The 10,009-nt window shown below is 64.1% G+C and carries 9 protein-coding genes and 1 pseudogene; all 10 read left to right on the top strand.

Features of this window, described 5'->3' with window-relative positions:
• A pseudogene (locus ENSA7_RS45210) lies at nucleotides 1-190 on the top strand (hypothetical protein); the annotation flags it as partial.
• 8 nt (nucleotides 191-198) lie between these two features.
• On the top strand, nucleotides 199-1,575 hold the full coding sequence (locus tag ENSA7_RS41100; protein ID WP_106094914.1) for a Pvc16 family protein: 1,377 nt from the start codon (nucleotides 199-201) through the stop codon (nucleotides 1,573-1,575).
• Nucleotides 1,572-3,614, top strand: a complete 2,043-nt coding sequence (locus ENSA7_RS41095; protein ID WP_106094913.1) for an AAA family ATPase — start codon at nucleotides 1,572-1,574, stop codon at nucleotides 3,612-3,614. Before ENSA7_RS41100 ends, ENSA7_RS41095 begins: the two co-directional genes overlap by 4 nt.
• Nucleotides 3,615-3,647: 33 nt before the next feature.
• The gene (locus tag ENSA7_RS41090; RefSeq protein ID WP_106094912.1) at nucleotides 3,648-4,349 is read left to right on the top strand and encodes a hypothetical protein; all 702 of its coding nucleotides are present in this window, start codon (nucleotides 3,648-3,650) and stop codon (nucleotides 4,347-4,349) included.
• 15 nt (nucleotides 4,350-4,364) lie between these two features.
• Nucleotides 4,365-4,646, top strand: a complete 282-nt coding sequence (locus ENSA7_RS41085) for a hypothetical protein (protein ID WP_146158738.1) — start codon at nucleotides 4,365-4,367, stop codon at nucleotides 4,644-4,646.
• 25 nt (nucleotides 4,647-4,671) lie between these two features.
• On the top strand, nucleotides 4,672-5,916 hold the full coding sequence (locus ENSA7_RS41080) for a hypothetical protein (RefSeq protein ID WP_106094910.1): 1,245 nt from the start codon (nucleotides 4,672-4,674) through the stop codon (nucleotides 5,914-5,916).
• Entirely contained in the window at nucleotides 5,909-6,439 is a 531-nt protein-coding gene (locus ENSA7_RS41075) for a phage baseplate assembly protein V (RefSeq protein WP_106094909.1), read from the top strand. The genes ENSA7_RS41080 and ENSA7_RS41075 overlap by 8 nt, the downstream gene beginning before the upstream one ends.
• A gap of 15 nt (nucleotides 6,440-6,454) precedes the next feature.
• Nucleotides 6,455-6,751 (top strand): hypothetical protein, encoded by a 297-nt coding sequence (locus tag ENSA7_RS41070; RefSeq protein ID WP_146158737.1) that lies wholly within the window; start codon nucleotides 6,455-6,457, stop codon nucleotides 6,749-6,751.
• Between the two features lie 9 nt (nucleotides 6,752-6,760).
• Nucleotides 6,761-7,138 carry a GPW/gp25 family protein gene (locus ENSA7_RS41065; RefSeq protein WP_106094907.1) on the top strand — a complete coding sequence of 126 codons (378 nt, stop codon included), beginning with the start codon at nucleotides 6,761-6,763 and terminating at the stop codon, nucleotides 7,136-7,138.
• On the top strand, nucleotides 7,138-9,603 hold the full coding sequence (locus tag ENSA7_RS41060) for a baseplate J/gp47 family protein (RefSeq protein ID WP_106094906.1): 2,466 nt from the start codon (nucleotides 7,138-7,140) through the stop codon (nucleotides 9,601-9,603). The genes ENSA7_RS41065 and ENSA7_RS41060 overlap by 1 nt, the downstream gene beginning before the upstream one ends.
• The last annotated feature ends 406 nt before the right edge of the window (nucleotides 9,604-10,009 follow it).

The following is a 10,009-nucleotide window of genomic DNA, read 5'->3' as shown; positions in this document are numbered from 1 at the left end:
CCCCTCGCCACCCGAAGCCCGGGAAACCAAGCCGCGCACGGAGCCCAGGCCAACACCAGCAGCTGTGCCTCACCAGGCGCCCCTCGCCAACACTTCAGCCCAGAAGCTGACCATCGACAGCATCTCGCAGATCGGCCCGCTCGATCGGCACTTCCCCAACCGCCGCAGCCTCAGGCTGCGCTTTCGCTGAGCGAACCCATGGCGCTACTCGATCTATCTCTGGTCACCCGCAGCCTCATGAAGCTGCTGGAGCTCAACATCAACGAGAAGTTCTTCGGCGGCGAGATCACGTTCACGGTCACCCCTGAGCCTCCAGAGAAGGTCGGCGCGGTTGAGAACAAAGTCAGCTTGTTCTGCTACCACGTGGCCGAGGAGGCGTTTTACAAGAACTTCGAAGGTGCGGGCTCGGGCGGTCGCAACATCTCTCGAACGCCGATGGCGCTGTGCCTCTACTACATTCTCACGCCGCATCATGAGACAGTAAACCCCGAAGATGACGCGCTCACCCAGCAAACCTTGATGGGCTACGCCCTCAAGACAATGCACGACTATGCGATCATCCACGACAACACGCAGATCGACGGCCAGACGATCCTGCAGGGGGCGATGTACGCCAACGACAACCCCCTGCAGATCATCATGCGGCCGGTGTCACCCGAAGATTCGATCTCGTTCTGGGGCGCCGAGGATCAACAGACCGCCCGGCTGTCTGCCTATTACGAGGTCCGCGTGGTCTTGCTCGAACCCGAAGAGACCACGACCCTGGTCGCGCCCGTGCTCAGCCTTGGCACCTACCTCTACCAGCTCGGCACGCCCCACCTCGCCCAGAGCGAGAGCGCGCTCGCGTTCACGCTGCCCAGCACCGCTGGCGGGATCACGCAGATCGCCGAGGTCACGCCCGCCCGGGTCAGCGGTGACGTGGGCGCCGACCCGCTCCACAATCGCCTCGAGCTCGGCGGTCACAACCTCGCGGGTGCGTCACCGCGAAGGCTGTGGCTGCGCAATCAAGCGCTCACGACCGCCGTCGGCGGTCCGCTGCCGATCGATCTCTCGATCGCTACCAACACCACGAATGGTTGGGCGCTGACGATCAACGACGAACGACTCGAGCTCGATATCTACAAGAGCCTCGCCTACCTCGACGGCGGCGGCGTGGAGCAGAGCGTCAGCATGCTCCCCGGCATCTACACCGCGTTCTTGCGCGTGACCACGCGTGAGCGAATCGTTGGGGGCGTGCTGGTCCCCCTCACCGTCGACAGCAACGAGGTCGCGTTCACCGTGATCCCGCGCATCGCCGGCGATGCTCCAGACGGCCCAAGCAACAAGGTCACGCTGACCCTCGTCGATACCTTCGATCTCGAGCTCGACGGCCTCGCGGTCCGGCTGTACGTCGATGGCGAGGCCTACGCCGCCGTCGACGACACCGACAACCCGGGCCAATACGAGATTACCGGCCCCTCGACCCTCATCTTTCACGCGCTATTTGACGTCGAGACCGATGGTGAGCACGCCGTGCGGCTCATCGTCAACGGCGCCGAGTCGGCCCCCTACTGGATCGAGACCAGCACCCCATGAGCTCGACCATCGCCATCGACCGCGCCAGCGGTGAGCGACGCGGGCGCGACCAGCATCGCGAACATCCTGTGCTGCATCTCATCGTCGAGCTCGTCACCCTCCGCTGTCGACGGCGGCTGGTCTGGATCGCGCAGTTGCACGACACGACCGGGGTGAGTATCGACGATCCCGAGCGCGAGTATTTGTTTTATGCGAAGCACGAGCAGCTCGCCGCGACCAACGCTCGCGTGAGTGAGCTCGAGGATCGACTCGCCAAAACCGAGGATCCTTTCAGCGAATTCGCCCGCTTGTTTCGGCTCGACTCCAATGAATTCGATCTACTGCTCGCCTGCGTCGCCGTCGAGCTCGAGCCCGCGATCGGAGCGCTCTACGCCCAGCTCAACGGCCACCCCGAGCGACGCTACGTGACGCAGGCTTGCGCCGCGCGCCTGTTCGGCCACGGGCATCGCCAGCTGTGGAACCCCAGCGGGTCCCTCGCTATCTGGGGCTTCATTCATGCCCTCAACGTCGGTCCAGGCCACGCCGTCCCCTTGATCGTCGATCCTCAAGTCGTCGCGAGAATTCGCGGGCAGCTCGGGCTCGACCTCGAGCTCGTCGGCTGCACCGAGATCATCCCCGTCCAACGACCCCTCGAAGGCTGGCCGCTCGCGGACCTGCACGAGCGAACGCGCCGCTCCGTCAACGCTGAGCTGCCCCTGCGTCTGGTGCTCGTGGGCCCCCAAGGTTGTGGGCGTCGCAGCCTGGCCGCGAGCCTCGCCCAGCGCTTTGGTGCAAGCGCGATCGCCATCGACACCGACGACATCACCGACGAACACTGGCCCGAGACCTATGTTCGCGTGGTCCGATTCGCAGCCATGGCCGGGTTGATCCCGGTCTGGCACGGCCAGCGCTGCGGTCGTCGTTGGCCCCGGAGCGTGCCACCCGGGCCGCTGCAGTTCGTGATCTGCGAGGACGCCAGGTCCGTCAGTGATCTGCCGGGCGTGGTCGACCAGGTCGTCGTCATGCCAACTCCAGCGCTCGACGAGCGGCTCGGGCTGTGGCATCGCCTGGTCCCGAGCAGCGTGGCGTGGGGTGAAGGCGCCGTCGAGCACCTCGCGGCTCGGCACCGCCTGAGCGTCGGCGACATCGCCCAGATCGGTCAACGGCTGCCAGTCGGCGCCGATGAGGCCGCGCTGATGGCCCGCGAGCAAACCCGCGGTCGGCTAGGTGACCTCGGCCGCTTGATGGACTGCCCCTTCGATTGGAGCGATCTGATCCTCGCAAGTGGCCTGCGCAACTCCCTCGAGGATTTCACCTTCGAGGCCGCCGAGCGCGTCCGCTTTTGGGAGACCCCGGGTGCCAAACGTCTGTTCCCCCGCGGCACCGGTCTCGTTGGCCTGCTCGCGGGCCCGCCGGGAACGGGCAAGACCATGGCCGCGCAGGTGATCGCCGCCGAGCTCGAGCTCGATCTGTTTCGCATCAACCTCGCCACCGTGATCAGCAAGTACATCGGCGAGACCGCCAAGAACCTCGACCGGATCTTCGCTCGCGCCGCCCGCATGAACGCGGTGCTCCTGTTTGACGAGGCTGACGCGCTGTTCTCGAAGCGCACCGAGGTCAAGGACTCTCACGATCGCCACGCCAACACCGACACCAACTACTTGCTACAATTGGTCGAGGAGTATCAGGGCATCGCGCTGCTCGCCAGCAACAAGAAGAACAACATAGATCCCGCCTTCGTACGCCGGATCCGCTATATATTTGATTTTCGCAAGCCCGATGCCGCGCAGCGCCGCACGATCTGGCGCCGAGTCCTCCGCGAGCTCGTCGGGGCCGACATTCTGCGTGAGGTCGAGCCGGCCGTGGCTGTGCTCTGCGAGGCCGTGGAGATCTCCGGCGCCCAGATCAAGAACGCGGTGCTCGCCGCCGTGTTCATCTCTCGCCGCCGCCGCCGAACCCTCGGAATCGAGGACCTCATGGACGGCATCGACCGCGAGCTGGGCAAGGAAGGCCGCGGTCTACACGACCGTGAGCGAGAGAGGCTGCGTCGCAATGCCTAACCCACCAACCGACTCAAGCTCCGGAGCCCGACGATGACCGACTTCTCCAGGCCCCACATACCCCTGACCAAGGGGGCGCTCGTTCAGATCTTCGAGGGCGTGGTCGGCATCGCGCTGCCGAACATTGTGCTGTTTCAGTACAACCCCACCAAGATCTCACACACGATCACGCCCTGGAATCCGCAAGAGGTCGACCAGACCCAGCGCGGAGCCCAGGCCCCGATGGTCCAGCCATTCGACCCCAAGGAGTCCTTCAGCCTCTCACTGGAGCTCGACGCGACCGACGACATCGAGGAACGCGATCCGATCGCTATCAAGTTCGGCGTCGCCGATCGCCTCGCCGCCCTCAAGAAGCTGACCTATCCCAGCGAGGGCTTGTTCGGCGATCTCATCCGCAACGCAAGCGCGCTGTCCGGCGGCCCCATGTGCGCGGTCGCCCGCCCCTCGGTCCCGGTCGTGCTGTTCGTCTGGGGTCCGGGCCGCATCGTGCCAGTTCGCGTGACCAGCTTCAGCGTCGAAGAGACACTGTACACGCCCATGCTGCACCCGCTGCACGCGACCGTCAGCCTCGGCCTCGAGGTGCTCACCCCCGACGTGTTCAAGTGTCGAATGAGCCTGAGCCAGAAGATCGCCGCCTCCGCCTACACCTATACCCGCATCGTCGACGATGTGCTTGCGATCGCCAACTTCGCCCAGAGCATCAAGCGCGCCTCGGGCCTGCCGCCCTTCATGTAACCCCGGAGCTTCGCCATGTCCCTTTACGCCAAGAATAGCCGCTACGTGCTGCACGCCGAGGTCATCAACGTAGCCGACGACCGTGGTCGCTCCGTCCAACGCGTTGGCCGAGCCCGCCGCCCCGACCTGATCGAGCTCGGCGAACACATCCGCCGCGAGGGGCAGCGCCTCGATCACCTGGCCAACTTCTACCTCCGCGACCCCAACGCGTTCTGGCGCATCTGTGAGCTCAACGACGTGCTGTTGCCCGATCAGCTGGCCGAGGTCGACCTGATCCGGATCCCGACCCGCGGTTGACACCCACTCACCCACGAGCAGACCAATGACCATCGGCGCATACATCATGACCCAGATCGGGGGCCAAGGGAGCCACTCCTTCAAGGCCCTGCCAGGGGATCTCGACTGCGCGATCACGGAGATCCGGATCGAGGAGCACCTCGACAAGCCCGCGACCTTCGCAATTCGTTTTCAAGAGGACTTCGAGGACGGTGAGAACGGCACGTTCACGGCCGCCGATCTGCGGGGGTCGAAGGGCATCGCCATCGCAGTGTCCTCGGGGCCGGGGCATGGGACCGACGGTCTGGCCAAGGTTCCCCTGCCTCCCGCCGAGGAGCTCGTGTGCTTGATCCGCGGGCAGATCGAGAACAGCCAGGCCGATCTCTCGCCGGGAGGCTCCGGGTCGACGCTCGAGGTCCGTGGGCGAGATATTCGTACAACTCTCGATCGTGAGAACAAGCCGCAAGAGTTCTCCGGGACGAACACGGACATCTTCAAAAAGATGATTGACGGTCTCGGCGACACCGCACCAGACATTGGTCCCGACGTCCTCGAATTCCCCACTGAGGGTGCATCCTTCAACTACCTGGGCACGATCCTCGACGGTCTCGAGCGTCTCGCCACCGCGTGCAACTACTCGGTGTGGCTGCGTTACAACCTGACGCTGTCGACGTCGGTCTATGACGTGACGCCCAAGGTCAGCATCAAGACCTCTCCCGAGCGCGCTGCACACTCGCCCGCTGACCTCAACCTCGGGCTAACCCGCAACTCGAAGGTCACCCTTCGCATCATCGGCAGCGAGACTGCGTGCGAGAACGTCATCAACTTCTCTCACACGACCGACAGCGAAGCCATCACCTGCGTCTCGTCCGCGGGCGACAACCACGAGACCGGCGAGTCCTACAATCAGGACCAGAGCGCCGACCATGACCCAACGACCGAAGACGCCGGCGAGACCAACGAGACCGCCGGCGCCAAGGACTGCGAGCGCAGCATGTTCGTCAGCACGGTCGGCGGGGCCGACCGTGTCGGCAGCACCGCGCAGGCCGCTGCCAACGACGCGTCCTGGTACGTCAAGGCCAGCGCGCTGACGACCGTCCACATGCTCGGCACCGTGTTGCGGCCCCACGACCTCGTCTTGGTCCACGGAGGTGGCTGCGGCGTCAGCGGGGGGTTTCAGGTCGAGAAGGTCACCCACGTCATCAACGCCGCCGCGCACTGGATGAACATCGAGCTGCGCAGCAACTCGCGGAGCGTCAGCCCGCCCAAGGAGGGCCTCCTCGGTGGCTGACGTCCTCGACCAATTACTGCGAGCCTTCGACGGCCGACACTTCGGCAAGTACCGCGGCGTCGTCAAAAACAACACCCTCGACGAATATGGTCGCATCCAGGTCACCGTCAGCTCGGTCCTGGACGACAAGCGGGTCTGGGCCATGCCCTGCGTTCCCTATGCGGGCAAGGACGTCGGAATGCTGTTCTTGCCCGAGAACGAGGCAAACGTCTGGATCGAGTTCGAGGGCGGGGATCTCAGCTACCCGATCTGGTCCGGGTGCTACTGGAAAAAAGAAGACGTCGCGGGCATCAAACAAGACGCCAAGCTCAAGCAGATCAAGACCCAAAAGCTCACCATCACGATCGACGATGAGGCCGGCTCGATCAAGATCGAGAATGCCAGCGGCACCGTGCTCGAGATCAACGGCGGCAACATCACCGCCACCGCGAACGGCGAGATCACCAACCAGGTCAAGACCATGAAGACCAAGCTCAACGTGATCAAGTTCGACGTGCACGACGGCGCGATGTCCGTCACCTAACCCAGGGATACGATCATGGCAGGAAAAATTTCGAGCTTTGCGAGCGGCCTTCAAGGCGCCGATGGTGCCCGCGCCGCCACGGTGATCTCAACCAACACACGGGTGCAGACCACCCGTGGCTTCATTGGCTTGGTCACCGATTCGGTGATCTTCCCGGCCACTACCGGTGTTTGGTTCCTCTCCAACCAGCGTGTGACCGTCAACAACACCCCCACGATCGGCGCCAGCGTCGGTGTCTACCCCCACCCCGTTCCGGGGTCTTCCGGCGCGATGCTGGGCGTCGAGTCCGACAGCCGCGTCGACGCGATGTGAGGTCAACCCATGCCTACACCGATCAGGGCGCTCCACCATCCCATTCAAGACGATCTGGGCGGGCAACAGCTGCGCGTCGAGACCGACTACGAGTCCTACGTCAATCAGCTCATCAAGCAGGTGTTGCTGACCAACCCCGGCGAGCGCATCAACCAGCCGGACTTCGGCGCTGGCGTGCGCCGCCTGGTGTTCAGCCCGATCAGTTCGGCGACCGCGTCATTGGCCCAGAGCATGATCTATAATGCGCTCAACGAGGCGCTCGCTGATCTGATCCGGATTGATGAAATTCGAGTCGAGAGTATTGACTCGCGCCTGGAGATCGTCATTATCTACACGCTGTACGCTCGCATGGAGCAGCGGCGTCTGAATCTAGAGGTAACCCCCTGATGACTGAAGATCGCCTCACCCTGCTGTGCGCGCAGACAGTCCTGACCGGCATCGACTTCATCGCGGTTGACGATCCGGCGCTTCAGACGGTCCTCAACGTGTACTTCCTGATCGACCCCTTGGCGGGGCTCGACCCAGATTTCAACGAGGACCTGAACCTCGACCTCTCGATCATGCGGATCTGGGCGCCATCCGGCGGTCGCAAGGTCGTCGAGCCCAAGATCCTCTCGGCCAACTGGGTCGACGACGGCGCCCTCCCAACCCCGCGAACCTATCTGCAGATCACGGTCGATCAGCCCGGGGACTTCTCGCTCTACCGCTTCTCGATCGACCACGCCCAGGTCGATTATCACTTCAGCCGCGTCGACTTCAGCTTCAAGCAGGCCTGTCCAACCACCCTCGATTGCAAGCCCAGGCCCACCGACGACAGCTGCCCTCAACCAGCAGACCCACTGCAGCTCAACCCGCTCGCCCGCGACTTCGTCAGCCTCCGTCAAGCGCTGCTCGACTACACCAGTCAAAAGTATCCGAGCTGGACCCACCGCAGCCAGGCCGACGTCGGCGTCATGATGCTCGAGGTCATGGCCGCGATCGGTGACGAGTTCAACTACATCAAGGATCGCTTCACGCGAGAGGGCGTGCTCGACGAGCTCAGCCAGCGGCGGTCGCTGCGACAGCTCCTGCGCCTGCTCGACTACGAGGTCCACGATGGCCGCAGCCCCAGCACCGTGCTCGAGCTCGACGTCGCCGACGGCGAGAGCGACGACGAGCTCGAGGTGCTCGCGGGCACGCGAGTGTGGGCACACCGCCTTGGGGAATCACCCATTACCTTCGAGCTTGGTGAAGGCATCGCCGACTATCGCACCAAACCACTCGGCGACCCCCGGAGCTTCACCGTCAAGAAGGCCTGGAATACAATCGCGGTACACGAGCCCGACGGCGCCAAACCAACCCTGGCCAAGGGCACGACCCAACTGTTCTTGATCGGGTGGATGGCGCCCGAGAGCAGCTGGGTCACGCAGCAGCGCACGTTGGTCCTACACGAGGATCCCACTGATGGCTCCACGCCCAAGCGGCACCTGGTGCACGTGACCGAGTATGAACAGATGACCGATGAACTCGCCGATCTCGTGGATGGTTCGGTCACCCGGGTGGCGTGGTCCAAGAGCGAAGCGCTGCCTTGCGCCATGGTCATCGCCAACATGAGCGTCAAGGGCAACGTCGTCCCCGCGACCGCAGGCGAGTCCTTCGAGGAATTCTTCAGCGTGCGTGGCGACGGCACCTTGACCGACGTCGTCGAGCGCCAGGGTCCGCTCGACAACCAAGCCAACACCCGCAATCCGCTGTTTCGCTACTCGCCCGCCGCCTGTGAGGCGCTCAGGTTGGGTTGGCTCGGCGCGCTCGCAAGCTCGAGCCCAGAGGTCGAGCTGCAGGCTGTCAACGCCGATCAGGATTCAACCTGGGATCTCGAGCGTCAGTGGACCTGGCGCAGGACCCTGCTCGACTCCACCTCCAACGACGAGCACTTCACGATCGAGGACGGGACCTGGCGTCGGACGGTCGGCTACCGCATGCCCGACGGCAGCGAGCTCGTCCACCGTGACTGGGCCGCGAACGCCGGATACACCCTGCGCTTTGGTGACGGCGAATTTGGCCTAGTCCCGGCCGAGCAGACCATCTTCAGGCTCCGCTACCGCAGCGGCCCAGGCGCAAGCGCCAACGTCAACGCCGGAACGATCGTCCACCTGGTGCATCCGGTCGATGGCGGCCTCGCCGATGACACGCGGCTGTCCGCCGTCAGCAATCCCTTCGATCTTGTCGACGGCCTCGAGCCCGAGGACATGCAGCGGGCGAAATTTCTCGGCCCCGACGCCTTTCGCCACGACACCTTCAGCGCCGTCACACCCGCGGACTACCAGCGCCTGGCTGAAACCCTAGATTGGGTGCAACAGGCCAACGCCACATTCCGGTGGACCGGGAGCTGGCTGACAATCTTCGTCGCCGTCGATCCGATCGGCACGTTCGAGATCACCCGAGCACAGCAATCCGAGCTCGAGGACCTGATGGACTGCGTGCGACAGATCGGGCGCGACGTCCACGTGATCAAGCCCGACTACATCGACCTCGACGTGAAGGTCAGGGTCTGCATGCAGCCCGGCTACTACGCCGGGCAGGTCGAGGCCGCCGTGCTCGAGGCCCTGACCGGACCCGGTGGGTTCTTTTCGGCGGACAAATTCAGCTTCGGGACCCCGCTGCGGCGCAGCCCGCTCGTGGCGCGGATCCAGAGCATCGCGGGCGTGCGCGCCGTCACACAGATCCGCCTGCGCGCGCGGGAGAAGACTGGGGAGTTCGAGTTCGCCGACAGCGAGTTCGAGGTCGGGGCTGGGCAGATCGTGCGGGTGGTCAATGACCCGACGCTGCCCGAGCAAGGGACCGTGATCGTCTCGGTGGGGGAGGTGGTCTGAGCGCTACTGGCAGCAGCAGCGGTAGTCGTTGAGACCGTTGGCGTCCATCGGGAACGTGCACGGGACAGCGTTCGGATCACCAGACAGGAACATCTCGCAATCGCTTGTTGTCCCATACCAAATCAACGTTCCGGGACACTCTTGCTGGCCCTTACAAACCTTTCCCTCAGCCGCGCAAACCTGGTTGCAAGTCAGGAGTGGGTCGCCTGCGATAACACATTCGCTGTAATGCGGGGCGCAGACCCCTTGTTCACACCCACCAAGACTGTCTGTGATCGTACAAGCTATATTACAGTTTCCGCAGTGCGAGTCGTCTATGTCCACATCAACACATTCTCCGCCGCATAGTGTCAGGCCTGGGTCACAGTCCGCGTCCCCATCCCCATCCCCATCGTCGCCAGGGTTG

The sequence above is a fragment of the Enhygromyxa salina genome (assembly GCF_002994635.1).
GTDB lineage: Bacteria > Myxococcota_A > Polyangia > Nannocystales > Nannocystaceae > Plesiocystis > Plesiocystis salina_B.
The sequence above is the reverse complement of the archived record's forward strand: the minus strand, read 5'-3'. Positions and strand labels throughout refer to the sequence as shown.